Raw genomic sequence first — 26,002 nt, forward strand, 5'->3', positions numbered from 1 at the left:
ACGGCTCCGCGGGGCGGTTTTACGGAACGTCCCCCACCGGGGGCGGTCGTTACGCCCCGGTTTACGGGTGGAGGATCACCAGGTCGTCCCTGTGTACGACCTCGCGTTCGTACGCCGGACCCAGTTCCCGGGCCAGTTCCCGTGTCGAACGTCCGATCAGCTGGGGGATCTCCTTGGCGTCGAAGTTGACGAGCCCGCGGGCCACCGCGTGCCCCTCGCCGTCGCGCAGCTCGACCGGGTCGCCGGCCCCGAACTCGCCCTCGACGGCAGCGATTCCGGCGGGCAGCAGCGACTTGCGGCCCTTCACGACCGCGCGCACCGCACCGTCGTCGAGGGTGAGGTGGCCCTGCGGGGTGGAGGCGTGCTGCAGCCACAGCAGGCGGTCGGCGGAGCGCTTGCCGGTGGGGTGGAAGTAGGTGCCGGTGTCCCCGCCGGAGAGGGCGTCGGCCGCGTGGATCGCGCTCGTGAGCACCACGGGGATGCCGGCGGCGGCGGCGATCCGGGCGGCCTCGACCTTGGTGACCATGCCGCCGGTGCCGACGCCGGCCTTGCCGGTGCTGCCGATCTCGACGTGGGCGAGGTCCTCGGGCCCCCGTACTTCCGCTATCCGCGAGGTCCCGGGCTTGCTGGGGTCGCCGTCGTACACGCCGTCGACGTCCGAGAGCAGGACCAGCAGGTCGGCGTGGACGAGGTGGGCGACGAGGGCAGCGAGGCGGTCGTTGTCGCCGAAGCGGATCTCGTCGGTGGCGACGGTGTCGTTCTCGTTCACGATCGGGAACGCACCCATCGCGAGCAGCTTGTCGAGGGTTCGGGAGGCGTTGCGGTGGTGGGCGCGGCGGCTCATGTCGTCGGAGGTGAGCAGGACTTGGCCGACGCGGACGCCGTAGCGGGCGAATGAGGCGGCGTAGCGGGCCACGAGCAGCCCCTGGCCGACGCTGGCTGCGGCCTGCTGGCGGGCGAGGTCCTTCGGGCGGCGGAGCAGGCCCAGCGGGGCGAGGCCCGCGGCGATGGCGCCGGAGGAGACGAGGACGATCTCCTTCTCTCCCCCGCTGCGGCTCTTGGCGAGGACGTCGACGAGCGCGTCGACGCGGTCGGCGTCCAGGCCGCCCGACGCGGTGGTCAGCGACGAGGAGCCGACCTTGACGACGATCCTGCGGGCCTCGCCCACGGCCTGCCTTGCCCTTGCCACTTACGGTCCGTCCCCTCGCGTCACGATACGGCTGCCCGCCTGGCAATCTACGCGAACGGGATAGTGCGTTGCGCATCGGTCCACGCACCGGACAGACCTCGCGTGATCACCCACTCACGCTTCGCATACGGCAAAAAGGTTGCATTGGTTGCCTATAGAAATTAAAGACAGTCAAAACTTAATTTGAACTTTGTGTCATCCAAAGATCGCGGCGCCAAGCGCATCCTCCTGAGATCGGGGAAGAGTCCCTACGACGTCGTCTCTGTCGAAGAGGCCCTCCATCGGGACGTCATCGCCACCAACTCCGGCAACCTGATCTTCAGCGACGCCGCCCACAAGATCCTTCAGACTCCGGGCACGGAGGTGGTCTCCAACGGGATCAGCTCCGAGGTGGCGGCGGCGGGCCGGATCAACGAGGAGTACGACGCCTTCGTCGTACCGCTCGCCAATGCGTTCCGGCCCTCCTTCGAGAACGGGCTGCGGCGGCTGACCCGGCTCATCACCCGGCTGAGGATCCCGGTGGTGGTGCTGGGGGTCGGCGCGCAGACCGGGGTGAGCTACAACCCGACGCGACTGCAGCGGATCGAACCGGCGGTACGGGAGTTCGTCTCGGCCGTGCTGGACCGCAGCGCCTCGATCGGGGTGCGGGGCGAGTTCACCGAGCAGTACCTGAAGGACATGGGGTTCCGGGACGTCGAGGTGATCGGCTGCCCGTCACTGTTCATGTACGGGCATCAACTCGCCGTGCACAAGCGGGCGGTGGCGCTGACGCCGGAGTCCCGGATCGCGATCAACGGTTCGCACAACGCGGTACGGGCGCAGGGCCTGGACCGGATCATCGACCGCACGCACGAGCGGTATCCGCGGCTGCGCTTCATCGGGCAGAACCTCAGCGACGCGCGGCAACTGCACTGGCGGGACCTGTCGGACCCGAACGCCCAGGTGACCGCGATGCCGACGCATCCCGACCACCCGATGTACCGGGAGGACAAGGTCCGCGTCTACGTCGACCCCATCACCTGGATCGACGACCTGCGCTCCTTCGACTTCTCCTTCGGCTCGCGCATCCACGGCAACATCGCGGCGCTGCTGGCCGGTACGCCGGCGACGGTGCTGTGCGGGGACTCCCGGACGCTGGAGCTGTGCCGGTACTTCGACATTCCGCACCAGCGGCTGGACAAGGTCGCCAAGGACCCGGAGAGCGCGGATCCGGCGCGGCTGTACGAGGAGGCCGACTTCACCAAGCTGGTGGGCGGTCACGCGGAGCGCTTCGAGCGGTTCACCGCGTTCCTGGACAAGAACGGGCTGGAGAACACGTTCACCCACGGGGACGGAGGCGCGGCCTTCGAGGAGCGGATGCGTTCGCTGTCGTTCCCGGCCGGGGTGCGCCCCTGGAACGACTCGGACATGGCCTCGCTGACCTCCCGCTTCACCTGGCTGCACACCCGCATCAACGAACTGTCGGTGGACAACGCCCAGTTGAAACGAGACCTGGCCCGCACCCGGAGCGGCAACAAGGCCACGGCAAAACTGACCCCGGCCACCCCGACCCCCTCGGTCTACCGCCGCGCCAGACGAGCGGTGGGCAGACCGATCCGCAGGGCACTGCAGTCGGGCCGGGACTAGGGGACGCCGGGAACCCACCGCGACGCCACGGAGCCCCGTCGGGTGGACCTCCCGGGGCCGCAGCGCACGGCCGGGTGGGCCGGCTGAGCAGCGCTCGGGAGCGTGCGGAGCAGGCCGTCCCCCAGGCGGCAAGCCCCGCCCCGTCAACCAAAGGGTTGTGAGCCCGTCAGGGGCGGCCCACCCTGACCCCCGCCGAGCCGGCCGCAGGCGGCGGCAGCGTCACGCCGCCGCCGCGAAGCCCCCGGTCGGCAGTGAGCGGCGTACCTTGCGTATCGCTCGGCGGAGGAAGGAGTTCGCCGAGGCCTCGCGGTAGCCCTCGAAGGCCCGGGCCTCTCGGGGTTCGGCGAGGTAGAGGGAGTCGGGGAGGCCCGCCTCGCGGGAGCGGAAGTGCGGGTAGACGAGGTAGACGCGGGTGCCGCGCTTCTCCAGGACGGCGGCGGCCTTCTTCTTCGTCTTGACGAACTCCACGACGTCCTTGAGGAGTTCGGGTCGGCCGATGGCCACGAGGTGCAGCCGCAGGCGCTCGTGGACGCGGAGCCGGCGGGCGACCTCCGGAGTCCAGTAGGCGTCCATCAGCGGCTTGGCCAGCTCGAACTTGTGCCGCCTGACCTCCTCGCTGTCCTTGAGGTACTTGGGGCCGAACTGCGGCAGCAGGGTGATCAGGAAGGGCCGGATCATGAGCGTGTCGCGCTTGGGGCCCGCGGGGACCATCTCGGCGATCAGGTTCATCAGGGCCCGCGCGGAGTCGAAGCGAAGCGTGTAGCTGCCGCTCTTCGTGACGTGCTTGCCGTCGTCGCGGCCCACCAGGTAGTAGCACGGGTAGTCGGCGACCACGGAGACCCCGTCGGCCCGCAGATACGCCTCCATCGTGAACAGCGCGTCCTCGCCGGTCCACAGGGACTCGTCGAACCGCATCCCGTGCCGTTCGAGCAGCTCGCGGCGGAAGAGCTTCTGGGCGCTCAGGGTGAACTTGATGTTGGACGAGAAGACGTCCGTACGGTCGAGGGTCTTGCCCCACATCGACTTCGGCGGGGTCCGGTTGATGCCCTCGACCTTGCCCAGGACCACATCGGTGCCGTTCTTGTCGGCCATGGCGACCATGCGCACCAGCGCCTCGGGGCCGAGCCGGTCGTCGGCGTCGAGAAAGAACACGTACCGCCCGGAAGCCTTGCCGAGGCCGACGTTGCGCGGCCCACTCGGGCCGCCGGAGTTCTCCTGCCGGATCACGGTGACCGGCATGGGCGCCCGGGCCGCGAACTCCTCCAGGTACTCCCCCGTGCCGTCCGTGGAGCCGTCGTCGACCGCTATGACCTCGAGACGTCCCGGGTCGATGGTCTGCGCCTCGACGGACGCCAGGCACTCGACCAGGTACGGCATCGCTTCGTACGCCCCGATGATCACGGTCACATCAGGCTGCGTCACGACGGTCACGGTTCCCCCTTGTCAACGGAACATTTCCCCCGAATCGCCTTAATCGCAACTTGTTAGACGGTGGACAAGGTGAAGCGGTTGCCTCACCGCACATAATCAGTGGCCTACGTCACACGGCGAACGGATCGACAGGGGCTCTGGCGGGTGACATCGGACAGTACGGACAGCCGGTAAGAGCTGCTCACCGCCGAGGCGAATTGTGAGTAAGAGGGAACGGTAAGAGACCTGAATCCGCAGGTCGGGGCGGCATCCAGGCACGTGGCAAGAAGGGGCCCCGGCCCCGAGGATCGCTCCTCGGGGCCGGGGCCCCTTCTTGTCTTCCGGTCCGGGTGTCCTCCGGTCCGGGTGTCTTCAGGTCCGGGCGTCAGCCCGCGGTCACACCGTCCGTGTCACCCGTGGACGACAGCCGCTGTCCCGGCAGCACATCCGCGAGTTCGATCTCCTCCGCGGCACCGGCCGCGGCGCGGGCCTCCTGACCCACGTTGCGGGTCTCGGCCTTGCGGGCGAGGTCCGCCACCGCCGCGTTGAACTGGTCGATGGACTTCGGCTCGTCCGGACCCAGCAGATAGCGCTTGAGCTCCTTCCGGTCCGCCGCCAGCGGATCGGCCGAGGGGTCACGGACCGCGTCCAGCAGCCCGCCCAGCTCGCCCGCGCTGTTGGACAGGATCACCGCGGCGCGCACGGCCGTGTTCTGCCGCTTGAACTCCTCCACCCCGAGCTCGGCGGAGTCCGTGACGGCGTAGGGCTTGCCGCTCGCGATGAAGTCGGAGACCACGGACGAGATGTCGGAGACCATCGCGTCGGAGACGTTGAAGCAGTCGTACAGCCGCGGCTCGGCGCCGGTGATGACCCGGTGCTCGTACGCGGGGAACGAGCGCCAGTACGCGGCGTCCCACTCGGCGCGCAGCCGGGCGATCTCCTCGTGCTTCTTGACGTCGACCACGCCGTCACGGCTGGCCTCGGCCTCGTCGCCCTTGTCGCCGACCGTGCCGGACAGCTCGGCGATACGGGCCTCGATACGGGTCAGCTCGGCCGTGGCCTGCGCCTGGGCGGCCGCGTCGGCGGTGAAGCGGGAGTCTGCGGCGCGCTCGGCGGCGGCCTTCTCGATCAGGGCCGTGATCCTGCGGTGGGCGGCGCCGGCCTGGGCGCTGACCGTGCCGGTGAAGGGGTGCGGCTTGTACAGGACACGGACCGGCGGGTCGGCCTTCACCAGCTTCTTCACGATGCTCTCGCCGGCGAGCACGATCGAGGTGTTGCCGGGGTTGCCGTCCCAGCCCTCCCAGGTCGGCGCGTACAGGACGGTGGGGATACGGCCCTCCGGCACGCCCTGCCACGTCCGGATCGGCGCCAGCTGCGGGCGGCCGACCTCCACGATGTCGTCGTCGCGGACACCGACGTCGGCGATGGCATAGCGGTCGCGGCCCGCGCGGCCGGCGGTCCACACCTCGTCGTACACCTTGCTGAACGGGTTGACGCTGGCCAGCTTGTCGCTGTCGCCGTGGCCGATGAAGACGTGCTTCATGGTCGGGACGCGCAGCAGGTGGATGTTCTTGCCGACGTTCGCCGCGTAGAGGGCGACGCGCACGGTGGACAGCTCCAGGTTCATCAGGTGCACGCCTCCGGGCACACAGATGACGGGCACCGTGGTCGGGGCCAGGCTGCTCAGGATGACGCGCTCGCGGAGGATGATCAGCGGCCGCGACTCCAGCCGCTCCATCGTCTCCAGCCACATGTTGACCTGGTACGCGGAGTCCTTGGAACCGGAGAAGTAGAGCACCGTCTCCGGCTTGTAGGCGGCCAGCCAGTCGTCGACGGCGGCCAGCACCTTGTCGGCGCTCGGCGGGATCTTGCGGCCGCGGACGTACGGCATGAGCGCGAGGACGTACAGGGAGCCCAGGCCGATCGTGATGCCGATGCCGATGAATCCGGCGACGGCCGAGTCCATGACCGCGGAGACCAGCAGACCGGCGACGGCCGCGAGGTCGAGGTGGAGCATCTTCTCCGCGGAGCGGTGCAGCAGGCTTCGCCTGGGGGCGTCCGGGATGCGGATGCGCGACTTCAGGTCGATGTTGCGGGTGGCGACCGGCATCCGGCGGCGGTTGCGGATCAGGGTGACCAGCGCGCCGTGCGGGGCCTGGAGGCCGTAGAACGCGATGAAGCAGGCGATGGCGCCGTAGAAGATCAGGTTGTTCGAGAGGGACAGCCGGGCCAGCAGCAGGATCAGCAGCAGCTGCCGGATCAGGAAGCGGATCGACAGACCGGCCCGCACCTTGCTGAGGCGGTTGATCAGGTAGCTGCCCTTGCGGTGCAGATAGTGGTCCGCGAGGTACGTCACGGCGGCCGCTGCCGCGAAGGCATAGACGCTCGGGACGAGCGCGGCCAGCATGAGCGCCGGGAAGCCCAGCAGCACGAGGGCCGCCGCGGCCAGCTCGGCCGCGCTGCCCACCCGGGCGACGCGTATAGCGGTGGATATCACGGATAACCTTTTGCTGACAAAAAGGCCGAAATAAGACCTTGCGGACAATTTGCGAAGGGTCTGTGAGCTTTACGGATTCAGGCCCCTGTGAATGCTCCGCGATCGCGTAGCCACAGAGGCCTGAATTTCAGTTGCTTATTTGATGTTGATTATGCCACGCCGTCCTGACGGTCCAGAACGCTGGCGAGCGCCTGCTCGAAGCCGGAGGCCTGGCCGGCCGCCGCCGTCGGGTCCTGCTGGCGGACGTCGATGACATGGCCGGTCGGCTCGGACAGCAGGACGTCGAGCGAGGTGCGGGCCACGGCCTCGGAGGAGAGCAGGGTGCCCGCGGGCTCCTGCCCGAACGCCTTGGTGCGCATCGGGGTGGCGGTGCGCTCCGGGTTGATGCAGTTGACGCGGATGCCGTCGCCGGCCCACTCGTCGGACAGCGCCTGGGTGAGATTCACCATGGCGGCCTTGGTCGAGGAGTAGAGGCTGTACTCGGCACGGCCGCGGGTGTAGCTGCTGGAGGTGTAGAGCAGCAGCTGGCCCTTGGTCTCGGCCAGGTACTTGTACGAGGAGCGGGCGATCTGCACCGGAGCCAGGTAGTTGACCTTCAGCGCCTCCTCGATGGTGGCGTTGTCGGTCTCGGCGAGCTTGCCGATGCGCAGCACGCCCGCGGTGTTGACGACGTAGTCGATCCGGCCGGTCTCCGCGTACGCCTTGGACAGCGCGTCGTCGACCTCCTCCGGGTTCTCCACGTGGGTGCCGGTGGTGGAGCGGCCCAGCGCGTACACGGAGGCGCCGTAGGACTCGGCGAGTTCGGCGATGTCCTTGCCGATGCCGTACGAACCACCGAAGATCACAACGGTCTTGCCGGTGAGGAGCTCGCGGTAGGCCTCCTCGCCGTTCTGCTCCGGGGCCGCCGTGGAGGCGAGCTGGAAGAGCTTGTCGGCGATGAAGACGTCGACCGGCTGGGTCACCTTCATGTTGTACTCGTCACCCGCGACGACGTGGATCGGCACGTCCGGCAGGTACTTGAGCACCACGGAGCAGTCGTCCGTGGCCTGGAAGTTGGGGTCGCCGGCCGCGACCTCGTAGGCCCGCTTGATCGTGGACAGCTTGAAGGCCTGCGGCGTCTGGCCGCGGCGCAGCCGGGAGCGGTCCGGGATCTCGGTGATGAACTCGCCGTCCTCGCCGTGCGTACGGGTCACGATGATCGTGTCCGCGGACGGGATGGCGACGTCGACCGCCTGGTAGCGCTCCAGCGCGACGACGCAGTCGTCGATGACACGCTGCGACAGCAGCGGGCGTACCGCGTCGTGGAAGAGGACGTTGAGGTCCTCGCCCTCGGCCAGGCCCTCACCGAGGGCGGCGATGGCGCGCTCGGTGGTCTCGTTCCGGGTGGAGCCACCCTCGATGATCTTCTTGACCTTGCTGAACCCGGCCTTGGCGACGATCTTCTCGATGTCGGGGACATAGCCCGGCGCCATCAGCACGATGACGTCGTCGATCGAGTCGGCGTTCTCGAAGGTGGTCAGGGTGTGCTCGATGACTGCCTTGCCGGCGATCTTCAGCAACTGCTTGGGGATCGACAGACCCACGCGCTGACCGGTTCCACCGGCCAGGATCACTGCGGTGGTACGGGGCTTGGCTATGTGCTGGGACACAGATGACCTACCTTGGGGCGTCAGGGAACCTCGAAATGGTCCCACTTCGGGTAACCGCAGTGCAAGGTGAGCGTCCTTCGCTGCATATGTGGCCGCAACCTCTCATTCACCTTGCACTCCTGGTGATGGCCGCCGTCCTCACGGAGTCCCGGAAGTCCCCGTGAATTTGCTGTGAGTAAGTCCACTCCCAGCGCCACCGCGGTCGCTTGTCAGCGGCGCCGCAGTCGCTGGAGGCAGCGATGGCCGAGTACCCGGACGAGTTCTTTCGAAGACGTCTGGTGCACCGTGCGGACCCGGTCCGGGCGAGCGGGCACCGAGGCGGCCGCGGCGAGGGCCCCGTACAACGCCTGCGCGGCCACTTCCGGTGAGATCCGCGCCTCGTCACCGACCGCGTGGCCGGATTCCGTCTGCTTCGGCACGGCGGACAGCAGCGCCGGATCGCCGAGGACGCGCACCCCCAGCCCCGCGATCCGCTCGCTCATCCCGGCGGCGATCTCCGCGGCGGCCTCGACCGCCCACCGGGGCGTGGAAATCTTCACGTCATGCGGGGTGGGACTGCACGCGTTCTTCATATGCATGACCGCGCCGTTGCGCACGAGCTTGGAATACAGCTCGTCGGGCAGTCCATTGCCGCGGAATTCCACATTAAGATTCCGCAGCATTTCGGTCTCGGCCAGGGTGAGGGAACGATTCGCGGTGTCCGGAACCGGCCGCAGAAGATTCCGGGGCAGTCCGAGCAGCGACTCGAAGGTGCGCAGGAGTCCGTCCCGGTCGCGGTCGTCGACCACCACGACGGTGACCCGCTCCGGACCGACCGCCCGCGCCCAGCGCTCGACCAGCCGGTCGTGCCGGTGCCGACGCCAGAAACTGGGGTTGGGCTTCTCGTACGGGGCCCTGCGCAGCATGTGCTCCAGCCAGTCCTCGTAGCCCATGCGCAGCCCGTTCTGCACATACTGCTGCCACTGCGACGGCATGATCCTCGCCAGCGGGCGCAGCGTGACCAGGATGTGCACCCGGTCGCCGCCGAGCTGCCCGACGATCCGCTCGATCGTCGCGTCGTCCGGAGCGTCGTCCGGGCGTCGGCGAAGAATTCGCTGCTGATCACCGAGGTGTGTCTCCCGGTGGCCTCGACCTGCTTCAGCAGCCGCGTCCAGTGCCGGTCGGTGGGCCGGGGGTCGCCCATCATCGCGGGCCGGGCGCAGGCGGCCAGCGCGGCCTCCATCGGGTGCCTGCTGTGGGCCGGGAACTCGACGCCGTGCCGCGCCATCGTCTCCTTCGCGGCGAACAGCGCGCCCTGGATGGCGGTGGTCCCGGTCTTGTGCGGGCCGATGTGCAGCAGGCGGGTGCCGGGCGGCAGCGGGGCGGGGGCGTGTCTCGTACAGTCCGTCTCCATGGTCCACGGACGGTAAGAGACATACCTGAGACTTACCTGAGAGGGCCCTGGGAGTGCGGTGAGTCCAGGGGTCCAGGGCCCTGCCGGGAACGTCAGAGGCCTTCCCGAGCGCCTCCCGAACGCCTCAGACCAGGTTCACACCCGGTTCGTCCGACGGCCCGTCCGCTGAACGGGAGCCTTCGCGAGCATGACAAACAAGCAGACAACGAAAGACCCGCCGCGGCACGGAACACCCTTGTGCCGCAACGGGTCTGACGGTGGATCGGATACGACGCGCACTCAGCAGACAAAGCCGGAGCCGAACCGCCTCAGCGGCAGGCCGGCTCCGGGCACGTCACTCGTCGCTCGTCACTCGAACGGATCGAAGCTGTCGAACTCCTGGAAGGCCTCGTCGCGCTCGGCCTGCCGGTCGCGGCGGCGCTGGGCCGCGGGGCGTTGTTCCTCCAGCCGGTGGTCCTCGCCGCGCCGGCCGAGCATCTCCGCGCCGGCCATGACCGACGGCTCCCAGTCGAAGACGACCGCGTTCTCCTCGGGGCCGATGGCGACGCCGTCGCCGGAGCGGGCGCCCGCCTTCATCAACTCCTCCTCGACACCGAGGCGGTTGAGACGGTCGGCGAGGTAGCCCACGGCCTCGTCGTTGTTGAAGTCGGTCTGGCGGACCCAGCGTTCGGGCTTCTCGCCGCGCACCCGGAACAGCTCCTCGCCGTCGACCTCCTCGCGCGTCACGGTGAAGCCCGTGTCGTCCACGGCCTTCGGCCGGATGACGATCCGCGTCGCCTCCTCCTTCGGCTTCGCGGCACGCGCCCTGGCCACCAGGTCGCCGAGGCCGTACGACAGCTCCTTCAGACCGATGTGGGCCACCGCCGACACCTCGAAGACGCGGTAGCCGCGCTCCTCCAGGTCGGGCCGGACCATCTCGGCCAGGTCCTTGCCGTCCGGCACGTCGACCTTGTTCAGGACGACGATCCGGGGCCGGTTGTCGAGGCCGCCGTACTGCTTCAGCTCCTCCTCGATGACATCGAGGTCGGAGACGGGGTCACGGTCGGACTCCAGGGTCGCCGTGTCCAGCACATGCACCAGCACGCTGCACCGCTCCACGTGCCGCAGGAACTCCAGGCCCAGCCCCTTGCCCTGGCTGGCGCCCGGGATCAGTCCCGGCACATCGGCGATGGTGTACACGGTCGCGCCCGCGGTCACCACGCCCAGATTCGGTACGAGGGTGGTGAAGGGGTAGTCCGCGATCTTCGGCTTGGCCGCGCTGAGCACCGAGATCAGCGAGGACTTGCCCGCGCTCGGGTAGCCGACCAGCGCCACGTCGGCGACCGTCTTCAGCTCCAGGACGATGTCCTGGAGGTCCCCCGGCTCACCGAGCAGCGCGAAGCCGGGCGCCTTGCGGCGGGCCGACGCGAGCGCCGCGTTGCCGAGGCCGCCCCGGCCGCCCTGCGCGGCGACGTACGACGTGCCGTGCCCGATCAGGTCGGCGAGCACATTGCCCGCCTTGTCCAGGACGACCGTGCCGTCCGGCACCGGCAGGACCAGGTCCTGGCCGTCCTTGCCGGAGCGGTTGCCGCCCTCGCCCGGCTTGCCGTTGGTGGCCTTGCGGTGCGGGGAGTGGTGGTAGTCGAGAAGCGTGGTGACCGACTGGTCGACGGTGAGGATCACGTCGCCGCCGCGCCCGCCGTTGCCGCCGTCGGGTCCGCCCAGCGGCTTGAACTTCTCTCGGTGGACGGAGGCACAGCCGTGACCTCCGTTACCCGCGGCGACATGCAGATCGACGCGGTCCACGAAGGTGGTCATGGTCAGTGCCTCCAGAAACGTCCGAGTATCTCTTTGGGTAACACGCGAAAGGCGGACCCGCCTTCCCGACCGGGAAGTGAGGTCCGCCTCGCGAAAGCGTTCGGTTCAGGCCTGGACTCAGGCGACCGGAACGATGTTCACGACCTTGCGGCCACGGTGGGTACCGAACTCCACCGCACCGGCCTGCAGCGCGAACAGCGTGTCGTCGCCGCCACGGCCGACGCCGGCGCCCGGGTGGAAGTGGGTGCCGCGCTGGCGGACCAGGATCTCACCCGCGTTGACGACCTGACCGCCGAAGCGCTTCACGCCGAGCCGCTGGGCATTGGAGTCGCGACCGTTCCGGGTGGACGATGCGCCCTTCTTGTGTGCCATGTCTCCTCAGTCCTTACTTCGCAGCCGCGGGGATCGCGGTGACCTTGATCGCCGTGTACTGCTGGCGGTGGCCCTGGCGACGACGGTAGCCGGTCTTGTTCTTGTAGCGCAGAATGTCGATCTTCTGGCCCTTGTGGTGGTCCACGACCTCGGCCTGGACCTTGATGCCGGCCAGCACCCACGGGTCGCTGGTCACAGCGTCGCCGTCGACAACGAGCAGGGTCGAGAGCTCGACCGTGTCGCCAACCTTGGCAGTGGAAATCTTGTCAACCTCAACGATGTCGCCGACAGCAACCTTGTGCTGGCGACCACCGCTGCGCACGATGGCGTACACGCGGATCTCTCTCTCGCTCGGAAACGGCACCCCCGCAGGCCAGCCGCCCAGCATGGTCACGGGCAACCTCTCCCGGCCAACCGTGTGCCCGGGAGGAAGAGGTTTACGGGGATGTGGCGTGTTCAGTGGACACGCCGACGGTCAAGGTTACGGGGCCGTGGCCGAAGGGGTCAAACCGGGCCGGGTCCCGCTGGTCCGCGGCCGGTCACCGGGACCGGCCGCAGACCTCAATTCGGGCCTTGTCAGGCCTCGTCGGCGGCGGCGACGACCGTGGTCTTCTTCGCCGTCGACTTGGCGGCGGCCGTCTTGGCGGTCTTGGCCGCCTTCTTGGCCGTCGTCTTCTTGGCCGCGACCGTCTTCTTGGCCGCGGTCTTCTTGGTGGCGGCCTTCTTCGCGGTCGCCTTCTTGGCGGTCTTGCGGGCAGCCGCCTTCTTGGCCGGAGCGGCTTCCTCGGCCTCCGCCTCGGCGGCAGCGGGCTCCTGCGCCTCCACCGACGGGACGACCACGACGGCCGTCTCCTCGGACGCGGTGGGCGCGGTGGCCTTGCGCACCGCACGGCGGCGCGGGCGGGCCGGGGCGGCGCTCTCCACGGGCGCCTCCTCGGCCGGAGCCACGGCCGGAGCCGCGGCCTGAGCCTGCTCCACGGGAGCGGCCGGGGCCTCGGCCACGGGCGCGGCCTCGGCGACCGTCACCACGGCCGCCTCGGCACCCGCGGGGGAACCGGCGGGCGCCGACACCTTCCGGGTCGCACGACGGCGCGTACGGCCCTTGGGCGCGGCCTCCTCGGCCGGCGCCGCGGCGACCACCGCGTCCTCGACGGCGGCGGGCTCGGCGAGCGCCTCGGCGGCCGGCTCCGGCTGCACCGGACGGGCGGCCTCCGCCGCGGCCGGAACGGCCTGGGCGGTGGGCACCTCGGCGACCTCCGCCTCGGCCTCCGCCTTCGCCGACTGCTTCCGCGGCGCGCCCGCCGGAGCCGAGGCCCGGCGGCCGGCCCGACGGCGCGTACGGCCACGGGTGGCCGCGGCCTCCGCCTCGGCGACGCTGCTGTACAGCTCCTCGTCCGGCGCCATGTCCGGGGCGGGCAGCGCGACGGGCTCCGCGACCTCGGCCACGACCGCGGCCATGGCCTCCGCCTCGCTCTCGGCCTCCTGCTCGGCGGTCTCGGCGGCCTCCGTGACGACGGTCTCGTGCTCGTGCACATGTCCGTCGCCGCCACGGCCGCGCTTCTTGCGCTTGCCGCCGCCCCCGACCGACGTCGGCTGCTCCATGTGGACGATCACGCCACGGCCGTTGCAGTGGACGCAGGTCTCCGAGAAGGACTCCAGCAGCCCCTGCCCGACCCGCTTGCGGGTCATCTGGACGAGGCCCAGCGAGGTCACCTCGGCCACCTGGTGCTTCGTACGGTCCCGGCCCAGGCACTCCAGCAGACGCCGCAGGACGAGATCCCGGTTGGACTCCAGCACCATGTCGATGAAGTCGATGACGATGATGCCGCCGAGGTCGCGCAGCCGCAGCTGGCGGACGATCTCCTCGGCCGCCTCCAGGTTGTTCCTGGTGACGGTCTCCTCGAGGTTGCCGCCCTGGCCGGTGAACTTGCCGGTGTTGACGTCGACGACGACCATCGCCTCGGTCCGGTCGATCACCAGCGAACCGCCGCTGGGCAGCCAGACCTTGCGGTCCAGCGCCTTGGCGAGCTGCTCGTCGATCCGGTAGGTGGCGAAGGCGTCGACCTCGGAGGTCCACTTCGACAGCCGCTCGGCGAGGTCCGGGGCGACGTGCGAGACGTACCCGTGGATGGTCTCCCAGGCGTCGTCACCGCTGACGACGACCTTGGAGAAGTCCTCGTTGAAGATGTCGCGCACGACCCGGACGGTCATGTCCGGCTCGCCGTACAGCAGCGTCGGCGCGTTGCCGTTCTTGGCCTTCTTCCGGATGTCCTCCCACTGCGCCTGCAGCCGCTCGACGTCCCGGCGCAGCTCGTCCTCGCTCGCGCCCTCGGCGGCGGTGCGCACGATGACGCCCGCGTCCTCGGGGACGATCTTCTTGAGGATGGTCTTCAGCCGGGCGCGCTCGGTGTCGGGCAGCTTGCGGCTGATGCCGGTCATCGAGCCCTCGGGGACGTACACGAGGTAACGGCCCGGGAGGGAGACCTGGCTGGTCAGTCGGGCGCCCTTGTGGCCGATCGGGTCCTTCGTCACCTGGACGAGGACGGACTGGCCGGACTTCAGGGCGGACTCGATGCGCCGCGGGCCGTTCGCCATGCCCAGCGCCTCGAAGTTGACCTCACCGGCGTAGAGCACCGCGTTGCGGCCCTTGCCGATGTCGATGAAGGCGGCCTCCATCGACGGCAGCACGTTCTGGACCTTGCCCAGGTAGACGTTGCCGACGTACGAGGTCGACTGCTCCTTGTTGACGTAGTGCTCGACGAGCACGCCGTCCTCCAGGACGCCGATCTGCGTGCGCTCGCCGCTCTGCCGGACGACCATCACGCGCTCGACGGCCTCGCGGCGGGCCAGGAACTCCGCCTCGGTGATGATCGGGACGCGACGGCGGCCCTGCTCACGGCCTTCCCGGCGGCGCTGCTTCTTGGCCTCCAGACGGGTCGAGCCCTTGATGGACTGCACCTCGTCGGACGGCTCGGCGGGCTTGCGGGGCTCGCGGACCTTGACGACCGTGCGCTCCGGGTCGCCCTCGCCGGGCTCGGCGTCGGCGGAGGTGTCACCGGCGCGACGGCGACGACGGCGACGACGACGGCTGCCGGCGGAGCCGCCCTCCTCGGCGTGCGCCTCCTCCTCGTCCTCTTCCTCCTGCTCGGCGGTGTCCTCGGCGTCCTGCGCGGCCTGCTCGGCGGCGAGTTCCTCGGACTCGGCGTCCGCGCCCTCACCGGCCTCGCCGCGGCGGCGACGGCGGCCACCACGCCGACGGCGACGGCGCGCACCGGTCTCCTCGGCCTCGTCGCCCTCGGCGGCGTCCTCGACCGAGTCCTCCGGCTCCTCGGCCTCCTCGGCCTCGTCCTCGACGGGGGTCTCGGCGGGGGTCTCGACGACCCGGGCCTCGGTCTCCTCGCCGTAACCGGCGCCCCGGCGGCGGCGACGGCGGCGCGGGCCGGCCTGCTCCTCCGTGAGCTCCTCGGTCTCCTCGGTCTCGGCCGCCTCGGCGGCGGCTTCGGCGGCGGCCCGCTCCGGGGTCTGGAACTTCGGTTCGGTGAACACGGGCGCCTGGAACACGGCCACCGCGGGCCGCGCCGGACGGCGCGACTCGGGCTCGGCGGACTCGGCGGGCTCGGCGGCGACCGCCTGGGCGGGCTGCGGCGCTGGCTGCGGGGCGGGCTCGGAGAACCCGGACGCGGCCTGCCGCACGACCCGGCGCCGGCTACGGCGCGGCGCGGCGTCCTCGGCGGCCGCTTCGGCGGCGGGGGCCTCGACGGCGACCGCCGCGGGCACAGCGCTCTCGGCCTGCTCGGCGGGCTCGGCGACGGGGGCCACGGCGGCCTCCTCGACGACGGGAGCACCGGCGGGCGCGGAGGCACGACGGGCGGCACGACGACGCGTACGGGCGACCGGCGCGGCCTCTTCAGCTGCCGCCTCGACCACTTCGGCCGCAGCCTTCTCCCCGGCCTTCTCCTCAGCGGCGGGCACCACGGCCTCGACCGCCTCAGCGGACGCAGGCGCACCAGCAGGCGCGGAAGCACGGCGGGCGGCACGACGACGCGTACGGGCGACCGGCGCGGCCTCCTCGACGGCCTCGACCTCGGCCTCCGCCTTCTCCTCAGCAGCGGGCACCACGGCCTCAACCGCCTCAGCAGGCGCAGAAGCACGGCGGGTGGCACGACGACGCGTACGAGCGACCGGCGCGGCCTCCTCGACGGCCTCGGCCTCCGCCTCGGCCTCGTCCTTCTCCTCAACGGCAGGCACCACGGCCTCGACCGCCTCAGCAGACGCAGGCGCACCAGCAGGCGCGGAAGCACGGCGGGTGGCACGACGACGCGTACGAGCGACCGGCGCGATCTCCTCGACGGCGGCAGGCGCCTCGACGACCTCGGCCTCGGGCTCGGCCTTCGCCTCGGCCGCCGCGAGCTCGGTGGTCTCGGCGGCCGGTATGGCCGGCGTGACGACCTCGGTCACGGTCTCTGCCTCGGCGGGCGGTCCCGCCGGGCGGGATGCGGCACGGCGCCGCTTCCGCGGCGGCAGGGTGTCGCTGGGGGTGTTCAGTTCGGAACCCTCGTTGGGTTCGGTCGGTTCGAGCATGCGGGCGTTTCTCCCGTCAGGCTCCCGGGCGCCGCGCCTGGTCCGGCGCCGATCGGATCGATCGACCGCCGTTGACGTCCGCGGCCCGCGCGATGCGCGATGGCCGCCGTCCGGGGCGCGGGCGCCGCACGGGAGCTCTCTGTGTCCTGGTCGCCGGTTCCGTACACCTTGTCGTGCACGGCCTGGCGAAAGTCTTCTGGTCGGTGCGCTGCCCGACCCAGGTGGCTCCCGAGTACGAGGGCGACGCTACGACGTCCGTCCTTACGCGGAACCTTCCGGCACCGGCGCCTTCGCGGCGGCAGTCGCGGCGGCCGGGTGCGGCTCGGTCGCTGCTGCCTCGCGGTCGGGCGCAAGCGGGTCGGTCACCGTGCCGGTCTCTTCATCGAACAGCCCCTGCGCCAGCCTGGTCACCGCTGCGGGGACCGGCGGCGCCAGGTCGGCCACGGCGCGGAGACCGGACAGGACGTCGTCGGGTCGTACGGCAGGCGTCACGTGCCGAACAACCAGCCGCAGTATCGCACAGGGCTGGTCGGTCGGCCTATCAGCCTGCGAACTGTGCGTTTCCGCGATCCGCAGGCTCTCCAGGCTCACGACCGCGGAACGGGCGTCGAAGGTGCGGACGCCGTTCTTGGTCGTGCGCCGCACTTCGACGGTCTCGGCCTTCGTGAAGGCCTCGACCGCGTGCTCGGCGTCGGCCGGGTCGACACCGTCCAGCCGCAGCTCCCACACGGAAGCCGTCAGCCGGTCGGCGAGCCCGGACGTCCGTGCCTCGACCGCGTCGACGATGTCGAGCCCGGTGGGCAGGGACTCGTCGAGGAGGACGCGCAGCGTCTCCGGGTCGCGGGCCGCGGCGAGCGCGATCTCCAGGTACTCCGCCTCACTGCCCGTGCCGGTGGGTGCGGCATTGGCGTACGACACCTTCGGATGCGGCGTGAACCCCGCCGAGTACGCCATCGGCACCTCGGCACGGCGCAGCGCACGCTCGAAGGCGCGCTGGAAGTCACGGTGGCTGGTGAACCGGAGGCGGCCGCGCTTGGTGTAGCGCAGTCGGATGCGCTGCACCGCGGGTGCGGGCGGCGGGCCTTCGGGCTGTCGCTTGCCCAGTGTCGTTCAGTCCTTCGTGAGAGCGGTCGTACTGCTACCAAGAGTACGTGTCTCACGCCCCGTGGGTTCCCGCCGGGCCACCGGCTCCGGGCGTCGCTCCTCGCCGAACAGCATCCGCCGGACGTCGGCCCGTGCCTGGCGCATCGTCTCGCGGGCGGAGGCCAGGGCCTGCCGGGTGGCCCGCCCCACCGCGCGCCCGACCTCGGCGGCGGGGCGCAGCACGAAGTCCCGGACGACGTGCCCGACCGGGGTGAGGACGGTCCGGTACACCCACTTCACCGGCTCCACGAACATCCACCGGAAGAGGGTCCCGAGGAACCGCCCGACGACGAGCGAGATCCGCCCGGCGATCCGCCAGGCGTGGCCGAGCGCCTCCCCGATCTCCCGCGCGACGACGGCGAGGACCCGGCCGACGGGCACGAGCACCCAGCGCCACAGGGCGAGGGCGGGCAGGACGACAACGACACGCGTCGTCCAGTACAGGACGGCGCCGATGCCGGTGACGACGGCGTTGCCGAGCCACACCAGTGCCCGTCCGACGGGTGCGAGGACCCACTCGTACAGCCACTGGGCGGGTACGACGAGCAGATACCGCACCAGCCAGGCGGCGGCGGTGTACACGCCCAGCCCGACGGCGCCGAGCACGATTCCGACGCCCTTGAGGAGCCAGGCGATGCCGCGGCCGATCGGTGTGAGCACGCGCGCGTACAGCCACTCCAGGCCGGCGCCGATCCCGCGTCCGATCCAGGCGAGGGCATGCCCGACGGGGGTGAGCACATACCGGTACAGCCAGCCGAGCGGTACGACCACGAGCACGTGCCCGACCCAGGCCAGCGCCTTCGCGACCGGTACGAGGACGTACCGCCACAGCGCCACCCACGGCCAGACGAAGAGGGCCCGGCCGACCCACAGCAGCGCCCGCCCGAGCGGTCGCAGCACGGTGTCGGTCAGGAACCGCCCGACCACGACGAGGCCGTCCCAGGCCATCCGGATCGGTACGACGAGGACGAGTACGACGATGCGTATGGGAATGCGGAGGGCGACGACCAGGCACCCTTCGGGTTCCTGCCGCCGCGGCTCGGGCGCCTTTTCCAACTCCATACCCACGAAGACGCCGCAGCCGCCCGTACGGATGCAGTGGCGCGGTTTCTCGCCCTCTCGCCTTCTCGCCTTCTCGCCTTCTCGTCGCGGCTAGGTCGCGAGCGCCCGTTGCTTGTAGGCCTCGGGATAGCGCTCCGTGAACTTGACGACCGCGACCAGCAGGACCACGGGGACGACCCAGTTGAACCAGTCGTCCATCGACGGGAAGCGGATGGCCAGCCAGGTCGAGAGGGCGATGAGGGCGAAGACCACGCCCCATGCCGCGGTCAGCACCTGGTTGATGTGCTTGAAGACGGGCGAGTCCCACACCTCGCGGGGCGTCGACTCGCGGGCGTACTGGGCGGTGAAGGGATCGACGAACAGCGATCCCAGCGCGACGGCGGCCACCACCCCGTTGGAGATGACCAGGGCGTACGTCTCCAGCCACAGGAGCTGCGAGCGGTCCAGGGCGAGCGCGAGGACCGTGATCACGGCGAAGAACACGATGCCGACCATGTCCAGGACGTAGAACCTGCCCCGGAGGACGTCCCGCCCCGACAGGACGATCACGGCGATCAGCGCGGCCAGCGCCGCGTACTCCCAGGTGCTGGGGCTCGCGACCACGCCGAAGACGATCCACGGCACGAACGACAGGAACGTCCCGCCCGTACCGACGGGCTCCTTGGCCGGGGTGCCCGTCGTCGACCGCGTCGACTGCTCGCCCATGGGAGTTCCTCCCGTCGCCCACCGGGACTCACGCCCCTCCCCTTCCAGCCTGCCGCGGGCGCGGGCCGCGCGCATGCCGTCGGCCCTCCCGGTCCGGAGTGCGTCGCGGGGAGCGGGCTCCTACGGTGAGAGAGGTGGTCCGGGCCTTCCAGGGGGCGTCCTCCGGGGCGGCCGTACGGCGTAGCGGGAGGCAGCCATGACCTACCGGTTCAGCAAGAACGACCAGTACAACTACGAGATCCTGCTCGCCCTGGGCTCGGCGTGGCGGCAGGGCGCCGACATCGGCGAGGTACTGGCCACCACCTCCGTCGCGGCGGACGGCCACGCGGAGACCTGGTTCTCGGCCTGGACCGCGCTGGCCCGCAGAGTCCGTGCGCAGGCCGAGCGGAGCGCGGCCGAGGAGCATACGGTGAGCACCCGGGACGCGTATCTGCGGGCGGCCGGGTACTTCGGCACCGCCCTGGTGGCCGTCGACGGTCTGGCGGACCCCGAGGCGCAGCTGGCCGAGGTGTTCGCGGCGCACCGTGACTGCTTCGACCGGTTCCTGCAGGCCTGCGACCCGCCCGCGGAACGGGTCTCGATCCCCTACGAGGGAGGGGCGCTCCCCGGGTACCTCGTCGGCCCGCCCGGAGATCTGGGGCCGCTGCCCACGGTGATCGTCAACAACGGCAGCGACGGCCCGATCAGCACGGCCTGGACCATGCTCGGGGCGCCGGCGGTGGCCCGTGAGTACCGGGTCCTGCTGTTCGACGGCCCCGGCCAGCAGTCCATGCTGTTCGAACGCGGAGTCACCTTCCGGCCCGACTGGGAGAAGGTCATCACCCCGATCGTGGACTTCCTCCTCGCCCGCGGCGACGTCGACCCCCGGCGGATCGTCCTGGCCGGCATCAGCCAGGCCGGCTACTGGGTCCCCCGAGCGCTCGCCTTCGAGCACCGGATCGCCGCCGCGGTCGCCGACCCGGGCGTCGTCGCGGTCGCGGACAGCTGGTGGCACAACCTCGGCCCCGAACTGCGCGCCCTGTGGGAGTCCGGCGACCGCACGACCTTCGACCAGGTCATGACGGAGGTGCTGGGCAGGGACCCGGCACTGGCCGCGATGTGGCGCTGGCGGGCCAAGCCGTACGGCATCGACTCCCCCTTCGACCTGCTCACCGAGGTGTCCAGGTACGACGTCATGCCGTTCGTCGGCCGGATCACCACCCCGCTGCTGATCACCGACCCGGACGGCGAGCACTTCTGGCCGGGGGCCTCGCAGCGCCTGTACGACGCGCTTCCCGGCCCGAAGCACCTGGTCCGCTTCACCGAGGAGGAGGGCGCGCACCTGCACTGCGAGCCGGTCGGCCGCGCGGTGTTCGAGCAGCGCGTCTTCGACTGGCTGGACACCCGCCTGGCCTCGGTCGGCCACCCCTAGATCCCCAGGTGTCCGAGCACCGTGCGCGCGGCCCGGGTCACGGCCTCGCGGGACTCGTCGGTGCGGTTGTGGATCTCGAAGCCGTGGATGCCGTGCGGGACGTCGATGATCTCGACGGGAGCCTTCCTCTCCTCCGCCGCGCTCGCGAACTTCTCGACCGTGACGCCGATCTGCGGTGTCTCCAGACCCGCGCGGGTCAGCACCAGGGGCGGCAGCGTCCCGCCGTCGGCCGGGAGCGCGTCGACCGGGTGGAACCGGTCGCCGACCGCGCCCCAGCCCGGAAGCGGTTCCAGGATCGGATAGGTGAGCGCGAGGCAGCGCAGCCACGCGGGCGGCGCGGCGATCCAGTCCGCGGCGAGCAGTCCCGCCCCGGAGAAGAACCACAGGGCGATCCGGTCCGGGTCCACACGGGGGTCGGCCCGCAGCAGTTCGACGCCCTCGGCCACGTCGTCCGCGGCCTGCGGATAGTCGGCGATGCCGTGCAGGCGGTGTCCCACGACCGCGCCCACCGCTCCCAGGCTTGCCGCGAGACGGCCGTAGCCGACGTAGAACGGCGTGTCGCGCAGCCCGGGGTCGCGGTCGCGCGGCACCGGTCCGCCGTGCACGAACAGAACGGCGGGCCGCGGCCCCGTCGCGGCCGGCTGAGGCAGATGCAGGTCCAGCCGCCCGTTCCGTACCCGCGGCGCCTCCGGGACGTCGAGCAGGAAGGGACGCTGGTACGGCGACTCGTCCTCGGGTGCGGTCAGCCTGCGCCCTTCGCCCGCCGCCGCGCGCAGCAGCACCTCGGCCAGTTCGTCCGGGCAGGAGAGCATCGGCCAGTGGCCGGTGGCCAGTTCGAAGAAGCCCACCTGTGGGTCGGCCAGCTTCCGGAACTGCGGCGGACCGGTCCGCACCAACGCCTGGACCGTCTCGATCGTCATGCCGCCCGCCGTGCACAGGATTCCGGTGGTCGGTACGTCCGCGGCGGCGCCGGTCAGGCGCAGGGGCCGCGTGAGCGTCCGTGGCGGCTGCGGGGCGGCCAGGTCGCTCAGCAGCGCCAGCCGCTGCGCGGACAGTCCTTCCGTGCTGCCCCAGCGCTGCCACTCCCGCGGCTGCGGTGCCGGGACCGGCCCGGGGTCGCCGTCCGCGCCGAGCAGACGGTGCACCGTGGGGTCGGGCACCAGGGTCAGCGCCCGGTCGCCGTCCTGTGGCAGCCCGGCGTCCAGGTGGACGATGCGGGCGACCCGTTCCGGGCGGCGGTCCGCGGCGCCGAGCACCGGGTGGATGGCGTAGTCGTGGCCGACCAGCACCAGTCGGGGCGCGTCGAGGGAGTCGATCAGCCGGACCACGTCCTCGACATGGGTCTCCAGGTCGGCCTCGGGCCGCATGCTCAGCGTCACGGGGTACGCCTCGGCGCCGGACTCACGCAGCGGGCCGGTCGCTTCGCTCCAGATCCGTTCGTTGGTGAACGGGCCGGAGACCAGGATGAGTACGGACATCAGCACCTCCAGGGGCGGGTTCGTCGCGGGTAACCTAGGAACTCCCCCTGAGGGAGGTTCAACTCTTGTCCGCAGACGGCACCCTGAGCATCGGCGAACTCGCCGCGCGGGCGGGGACCACGGTCAAGACGGTCCGCTTCTACTCGGACCGGGGCCTGCTGCCCGAGGCCACCCGGAGCACCGGAGGCCACCGCCGCTACGGCCCCGAGGCACTTTCCCGGCTGCGCACCATCCGGTCACTGCGCTCCCTCGGCGTGCCCGTTCCCGAGATCGGGCGCGCTCTCGACTCCGGGGACAGCAGCCCCGGGGACGGTCTGGAGGCGGTGGTGGCGCGCCGACTGGACGACCTCGGCACCGAACTGGCCGCACTGCGCTGGCGCGAGGCCGCCCTGCGGGCCCTGCACGAGGGCGCCCCGGGACAACTGGCGCAACGCCTGGAGCTGATAGGGGCGGTCAGCGTCCCACCGAGCACCTCCGCGCTCGCCCACTACTGGCGCCGTCTGCTGCCGGTGCGTCTCTCCGCCCGGCTGCGCTCCGCGGTCACCGAGGCGGCCGTACCGCAGCCGCCCGCCGACCCGACTCCGGAGCAGGTCCTCGCCTTCGCCCGGCTGCACGCCCTGGCGAAGGACGCCACCGACCACTGCCTCGCGTCCCACCGGCCCGCCCCCGCCGCACACCCCGATCTGCTCTACGACGGCCTGTACGAGGCCTACCAGTTGGTGGAGACCGCCGTGCGGGCCGACCGCTCCCCCGGCCCGGGTGAGGCCCTGGACTGCTACGTCGCCGCCCATGCCCGCGCCTTCGACACCCGGGACACCCCCGGCTTCCGCCGCGCCCTCACCGTCCGGCTGGCCGCCGCGGACCACCCGGTGATGTCCCGCTACTGGAAACTGGCGGGAGAGCTCACGCCCCACCCGACCCTCGGCGCGGCGGACCTGTGGCTGCGCGAGGCGCTGACCGCGGGCACGACAGCGCCCTGAGCCCCACACGCGACTCGGCCCTCTCCCTTGCCGGGAGAGGGCCGAGAAGTCCGGGTGGGGCTCAGGGCTTGGTGCGCCGCAGTGCATGCGCGGCATGCCGGGGCCGGCATCCGGACGAGACCTGGCCGACAAGTTCCCAGAAGCACACCAGGGCGGTGACCGGCGGCAGTCCGACCATCACGAACGCCAGGTGGGAACGCGAGGAATGGCTGATGGAGAGCGCCACGGCCATGGCGGACGCGGCCAGCATGACGCACCAGGACCGCCGGGTGTCCCGCCGCTGAACCGTGGCCCGCACGATGGACAGGGCCGCCACGAACCACGGTCCGTAGACCATGAGCGGCCACCAGCGCGCCAGCTTCGGGGGCAGCACGGACAAGGCGATGCCGTGCAGTTGGCCGTACGAGTAGGCGATGGACCACCCGAGCATGCACGCCGCGCACACCAGGATCGCCGCGATCAGGATCGTCACGTGCGTGACCCGCTGGCCGCCGTCGAGGAAGTGGGAGTCCGCCCGGAGGCGCCGCCGACTGCTCCTGCGGTGCGGTCGGTCCGGCGGGACGTGCGTGGGTTCCTGGCTGGTCGCGGTGGACAGCATCTGGGCCAGCTCTTCGTCCAGGTCCCAGGCCTTGTGCGTCATGTCCGGCTGTACTGGGTTGGTCCAGGACTGCTGGGGGTACGAGACCGCGTCGTAGACAGGCTGGCTCAGGTCGTAGACAGGCTGGTTCAGCGTGTCATGGTCGGTTCTCAGGGCGTAATGAAGATCATACAGACCGGCTTCATCATAATTCCTGTCCATTCGAAAGCCCTCCGCGCCCAGGTTCAGGAAGTACGGTCCAGAGCACGGGATCCGATCATGACCGGTACGGCGCCGGCGCCGCCGCACCGATCCCGCATCGCTCTCATATATTCACTTTCCAACTTCCTGATCTCATCCAGAAAATCATCCAAAAGATCGGAGTAGTAACCGAGCCCCGCAGCAGCGCCCGCCAGCGTGTGGCCCTTGACGTAAGGCGACTGGTTCACGGCTCCACACCCTTCTCTCCCTGTCACGGTCACTTAACGAGTACCACCGGAGGCGAGGCGTGTGGCATTCGGGTAATTGCGTCACCCGGAAGAGTTGTCCCGGTCTCCGATGACCAGATTTACGCGTGATCGGTATGAATTCCTGATAGGGAACCGGAATCATCGATCCGCTTGTAGGAACGGCGTGGTCCCTCGGGGCGCCGGCCCGGCGGAGGGGGCCCAGTCGGCCCAACGCCGAGGACTCCAGGCACACTTTGCCTGTCGCAGTCCCCTTACCCAGAGGATGAACCACGCATGATCACGCTCAAGAAAGAAGACGGCCCGGCGGATCTGGACGGAGTGACCCACCTGTCCATCGGTGTGTCCTGGGACCCCACCGCCGGCTCCAGCGGCGGGGTGGTGGGCATGCTCCGCCGCAAGACCGGCACCGACCTCGACCTGATCGCCGTCGCCATGCAGGACAGAGACCCGGTGCGCCTCGCCGGGCTCGACTCCCTCGACCCCATGGGCAACGGCTCCCTGGTCCACAGCGGCGACAACCAGACCGGACGCGGGGACGGCGACGACGAGACGGTGACGGTCGAGTTCGCCCGTATACCGCCGCAGATCACTTCCATCGTGTTCATCGCCGCCGCCTTCAAGAAGGGCAGTTCCTTCCAGAAGGCCCGCAACATCAGCTTCAAGGTGTACGACGCGACCGGGGGCAGCTCCCAGCAGGTCGCCGACATCTGGCCGAGCCTGCTCACCCAGGACAACGGCTGCGCCGTGGCGAAGGCCGTACGGGTCGCCGGCAACTGGAAGCTCGAAGTGATCAATATGACGGGGAAGATCAAGCAGGGCGACGAACACGCCCTGATGCGCTTCGCCATCAGCAAGTAATCCGCCCTCGCCAGGCAACAGGAACGGGCCGTGCCCTGCGCGCACAACGGAAACACACCGCGCGCAGGGCGCCCGGTTCAGTGGGCGAGGAGCATGTAGGTGTTTTCGAGTTCGTCCTGCAGCACGTGGGCCTCGCCGGCCACCGGGCGCATGAGCAGGTCCTCGGTGGGGGTGTCGACCTGGTATCGCCAGCCCCGGGGAAGGCTCAGCCGCTCGCCGAGGCCCGCGAGGGAGCCGATCGTCTGGCCCGGGTCCACGATCTGGGAGTAGGCCTGCATGACGTAGGTCTTGCCGTCCGGGGTGAGCAGGCTGTGCACGGGCCTGCCGGCCAGGAACCGGTACTCGGTGTCCCGTTCCACCACGATGTCGACGTAGGCCTCCTTCCCCGGGCCGTGCGTCAGTTCGAGTCCCGCGGGGATGCGGACCTTGGCGACCCGTCTGGCCTCGATGCCGCCGAACGTGGCGACCTCGCCGACGACGAAGGCGCTGAGTTCGTCGAACAGCCAGAAGCGGGGGCCGTTGAGATAGACCACCGGCACCGCGAACTGCTGGGCCAGCGACTGGGGATCCAGGGCCCTCCACCGGTCGGGGGGACAGTCGTTGAGGCCGATGGTGTTGTAGACGGCGGCCTCCAGACTGCCGTCGTCACCCGGGGAGATGAGGAGGATCTCGCCGTATCGGACATCGCGCAGATCGCCGAGGTGGGCGGCCGTCGGAGTCGTCTGAGACATGTCTGCTCCTTCGTACGGGCCTTGTCCCGTGGTTCGTCGCAATCCCCCTTGCCCGCCCTTGGGTGAGGCGTTC

At 70.6% G+C, this 26,002-nt stretch carries 21 protein-coding genes; 5 read left to right on the plus strand and 16 right to left on the minus strand.

The annotated features are described in order from the left end of the window. Positions 1–61 precede the first annotated feature (61 nt). Entirely contained in the window at positions 62–1,168 is a 1,107-nt protein-coding gene (proB, locus tag AB0I54_RS08335) for a glutamate 5-kinase (protein WP_363295501.1), read from the minus strand. A gap of 213 nt (positions 1,169–1,381) precedes the next feature. On the opposite strand from proB, the gene AB0I54_RS08340 reads away from it, so the two are divergent. Further along, positions 1,382–2,815 (plus strand): polysaccharide pyruvyl transferase family protein, encoded by a 1,434-nt coding sequence (locus tag AB0I54_RS08340; RefSeq protein WP_363295130.1) that lies wholly within the window; start codon positions 1,382–1,384, stop codon positions 2,813–2,815. A 219-nt stretch (positions 2,816–3,034) separates the two neighbouring features. On the opposite strand, the gene AB0I54_RS08345 is transcribed toward AB0I54_RS08340, so the two are convergent. The 4 genes from AB0I54_RS08345 to AB0I54_RS08360 form a co-directional block, all read right to left on the minus strand. Continuing rightward, positions 3,035–4,192, minus strand: coding sequence for a glycosyltransferase family A protein (locus AB0I54_RS08345; protein WP_363295502.1), 1,158 nt, complete (start codon positions 4,190–4,192; stop codon positions 3,035–3,037). Between the two features lie 418 nt (positions 4,193–4,610). Beyond that, positions 4,611–6,692: a hypothetical protein gene (locus AB0I54_RS08350; protein WP_363295503.1), complete on the minus strand. Its 2,082-nt coding sequence runs from the start codon at positions 6,690–6,692 to the stop codon at positions 4,611–4,613. Between the two features lie 179 nt (positions 6,693–6,871). Next, positions 6,872–8,371 carry a bifunctional cytidylyltransferase/SDR family oxidoreductase gene (locus tag AB0I54_RS08355; RefSeq protein ID WP_363295131.1) on the minus strand — a complete coding sequence of 500 codons (1,500 nt, stop codon included), beginning with the start codon at positions 8,369–8,371 and terminating at the stop codon, positions 6,872–6,874. 209 nt (positions 8,372–8,580) lie between these two features. After that, on the minus strand, positions 8,581–9,384 hold the full coding sequence (locus AB0I54_RS08360; RefSeq protein ID WP_363295132.1) for a hypothetical protein: 804 nt from the start codon (positions 9,382–9,384) through the stop codon (positions 8,581–8,583). On the opposite strand from AB0I54_RS08360, the gene AB0I54_RS08365 reads away from it, so the two are divergent. Beyond that, a complete protein-coding gene (locus tag AB0I54_RS08365; RefSeq protein WP_363295133.1) occupies positions 9,379–9,780 on the plus strand; it encodes a hypothetical protein in 402 nt (133 codons plus the stop codon). The genes AB0I54_RS08360 and AB0I54_RS08365 overlap by 6 nt on opposite strands. A gap of 332 nt (positions 9,781–10,112) precedes the next feature. Here AB0I54_RS08365 and obgE read toward each other — a convergent pair whose 3' ends face one another. The 7 genes from obgE to AB0I54_RS08400 form a co-directional block, all read right to left on the minus strand. Then, positions 10,113–11,561, minus strand: a complete 1,449-nt coding sequence (gene obgE / locus AB0I54_RS08370; RefSeq protein ID WP_363295134.1) for a GTPase ObgE — start codon at positions 11,559–11,561, stop codon at positions 10,113–10,115. Positions 11,562–11,678: 117 nt separating this feature from the next. Next, complete coding sequence (rpmA, locus tag AB0I54_RS08375; RefSeq protein ID WP_023550764.1) at positions 11,679–11,933, minus strand: 50S ribosomal protein L27; 255 nt, start codon at positions 11,931–11,933, stop codon at positions 11,679–11,681. Positions 11,934–11,946: 13 nt separating this feature from the next. Next, positions 11,947–12,267: a 50S ribosomal protein L21 gene (gene rplU, locus AB0I54_RS08380; protein WP_100826193.1), complete on the minus strand. Its 321-nt coding sequence runs from the start codon at positions 12,265–12,267 to the stop codon at positions 11,947–11,949. Between the two features lie 242 nt (positions 12,268–12,509). Beyond that, complete coding sequence (locus AB0I54_RS08385) at positions 12,510–16,514, minus strand: Rne/Rng family ribonuclease (RefSeq protein WP_363295135.1); 4,005 nt, start codon at positions 16,512–16,514, stop codon at positions 12,510–12,512. Positions 16,515–16,775: 261 nt separating this feature from the next. After that, positions 16,776–17,576 carry a TIGR03936 family radical SAM-associated protein gene (locus AB0I54_RS08390; RefSeq protein ID WP_363295136.1) on the minus strand — a complete coding sequence of 267 codons (801 nt, stop codon included), beginning with the start codon at positions 17,574–17,576 and terminating at the stop codon, positions 16,776–16,778. Between the two features lie 48 nt (positions 17,577–17,624). After that, the gene (locus AB0I54_RS08395) at positions 17,625–18,719 is read right to left on the minus strand and encodes a hypothetical protein (protein WP_363295137.1); all 1,095 of its coding nucleotides are present in this window, start codon (positions 18,717–18,719) and stop codon (positions 17,625–17,627) included. Between the two features lie 90 nt (positions 18,720–18,809). After that, positions 18,810–19,424 (minus strand): hypothetical protein, encoded by a 615-nt coding sequence (locus AB0I54_RS08400; protein ID WP_363295138.1) that lies wholly within the window; start codon positions 19,422–19,424, stop codon positions 18,810–18,812. 196 nt (positions 19,425–19,620) lie between these two features. Here AB0I54_RS08400 and AB0I54_RS08405 point away from each other — a divergent pair, with 196 nt between their 5' ends. Then, a complete protein-coding gene (locus AB0I54_RS08405; protein WP_363295139.1) occupies positions 19,621–20,835 on the plus strand; it encodes a dipeptidyl aminopeptidase in 1,215 nt (404 codons plus the stop codon). Here AB0I54_RS08405 and AB0I54_RS08410 read toward each other — a convergent pair. Further along, positions 20,832–22,313, minus strand: a complete 1,482-nt coding sequence (locus tag AB0I54_RS08410; protein WP_363295140.1) for an alpha/beta hydrolase — start codon at positions 22,311–22,313, stop codon at positions 20,832–20,834. The two genes, AB0I54_RS08405 and AB0I54_RS08410, sit on opposite strands and share 4 nt — an antisense overlap. 65 nt (positions 22,314–22,378) lie before the next feature. Here AB0I54_RS08410 and AB0I54_RS08415 point away from each other — a divergent pair, with 65 nt between their 5' ends. After that, positions 22,379–23,293 (plus strand): MerR family transcriptional regulator, encoded by a 915-nt coding sequence (locus AB0I54_RS08415; protein ID WP_363295141.1) that lies wholly within the window; start codon positions 22,379–22,381, stop codon positions 23,291–23,293. A 61-nt stretch (positions 23,294–23,354) separates the two neighbouring features. On the opposite strand, the gene AB0I54_RS08420 is transcribed toward AB0I54_RS08415, so the two are convergent. Both AB0I54_RS08420 and AB0I54_RS08425 read right to left on the minus strand, forming a co-directional pair. Further along, positions 23,355–24,092, minus strand: a complete 738-nt coding sequence (locus AB0I54_RS08420; protein WP_363295143.1) for a DUF2637 domain-containing protein — start codon at positions 24,090–24,092, stop codon at positions 23,355–23,357. Between the two features lie 23 nt (positions 24,093–24,115). After that, entirely contained in the window at positions 24,116–24,319 is a 204-nt protein-coding gene (locus AB0I54_RS08425) for a hypothetical protein (RefSeq protein ID WP_363295144.1), read from the minus strand. A 294-nt stretch (positions 24,320–24,613) separates the two neighbouring features. On the opposite strand from AB0I54_RS08425, the gene AB0I54_RS08430 reads away from it, so the two are divergent. Further along, a complete protein-coding gene (locus AB0I54_RS08430) occupies positions 24,614–25,198 on the plus strand; it encodes a TerD family protein (protein WP_363295145.1) in 585 nt (194 codons plus the stop codon). 77 nt (positions 25,199–25,275) lie between these two features. On the opposite strand, the gene AB0I54_RS08435 is transcribed toward AB0I54_RS08430, so the two are convergent. Continuing rightward, entirely contained in the window at positions 25,276–25,929 is a 654-nt protein-coding gene (locus tag AB0I54_RS08435) for a hypothetical protein (protein ID WP_363295146.1), read from the minus strand. Positions 25,930–26,002 lie beyond the last annotated feature (73 nt).

The sequence above is a fragment of the Streptomyces sp. NPDC050625 genome (assembly GCF_040654755.1).
GTDB lineage: Bacteria > Actinomycetota > Actinomycetes > Streptomycetales > Streptomycetaceae > Streptomyces.

What these genes read in the sequence shown, in the direction of transcription:
- AB0I54_RS08430 (WP_363295145.1), top strand. Translation starts at nt 24,614, where the DNA reads ATGATCACGCTCAAGAAAGAAGACGGCCCGGCGGATCTGGACGGAGTG.
- AB0I54_RS08420 (WP_363295143.1), bottom strand. Translation starts at nt 24,092, where the DNA reads ATGGACAGGAATTATGATGAAGCCGGTCTGTATGATCTTCATTACGCC.
- AB0I54_RS08345 (WP_363295502.1), bottom strand. Translation starts at nt 4,192, where the DNA reads ATGCCGTACCTGGTCGAGTGCCTGGCGTCCGTCGAGGCGCAGACCATC.
- AB0I54_RS08395 (WP_363295137.1), bottom strand. Translation starts at nt 18,719, where the DNA reads ATGGAGTTGGAAAAGGCGCCCGAGCCGCGGCGGCAGGAACCCGAAGGG.
- AB0I54_RS08435 (WP_363295146.1), bottom strand. Translation starts at nt 25,929, where the DNA reads ATGTCTCAGACGACTCCGACGGCCGCCCACCTCGGCGATCTGCGCGAT.
- AB0I54_RS08400 (WP_363295138.1), bottom strand. Translation starts at nt 19,424, where the DNA reads ATGGGCGAGCAGTCGACGCGGTCGACGACGGGCACCCCGGCCAAGGAG.
- AB0I54_RS08405 (WP_363295139.1), top strand. Translation starts at nt 19,621, where the DNA reads ATGACCTACCGGTTCAGCAAGAACGACCAGTACAACTACGAGATCCTG.
- AB0I54_RS08385 (WP_363295135.1), bottom strand. Translation starts at nt 16,514, where the DNA reads ATGCTCGAACCGACCGAACCCAACGAGGGTTCCGAACTGAACACCCCC.
- rpmA (WP_023550764.1), bottom strand. Translation starts at nt 11,933, where the DNA reads ATGGCACACAAGAAGGGCGCATCGTCCACCCGGAACGGTCGCGACTCC.
- AB0I54_RS08410 (WP_363295140.1), bottom strand. Translation starts at nt 22,313, where the DNA reads ATGTCCGTACTCATCCTGGTCTCCGGCCCGTTCACCAACGAACGGATC.
- obgE (WP_363295134.1), bottom strand. Translation starts at nt 11,561, where the DNA reads ATGACCACCTTCGTGGACCGCGTCGATCTGCATGTCGCCGCGGGTAAC.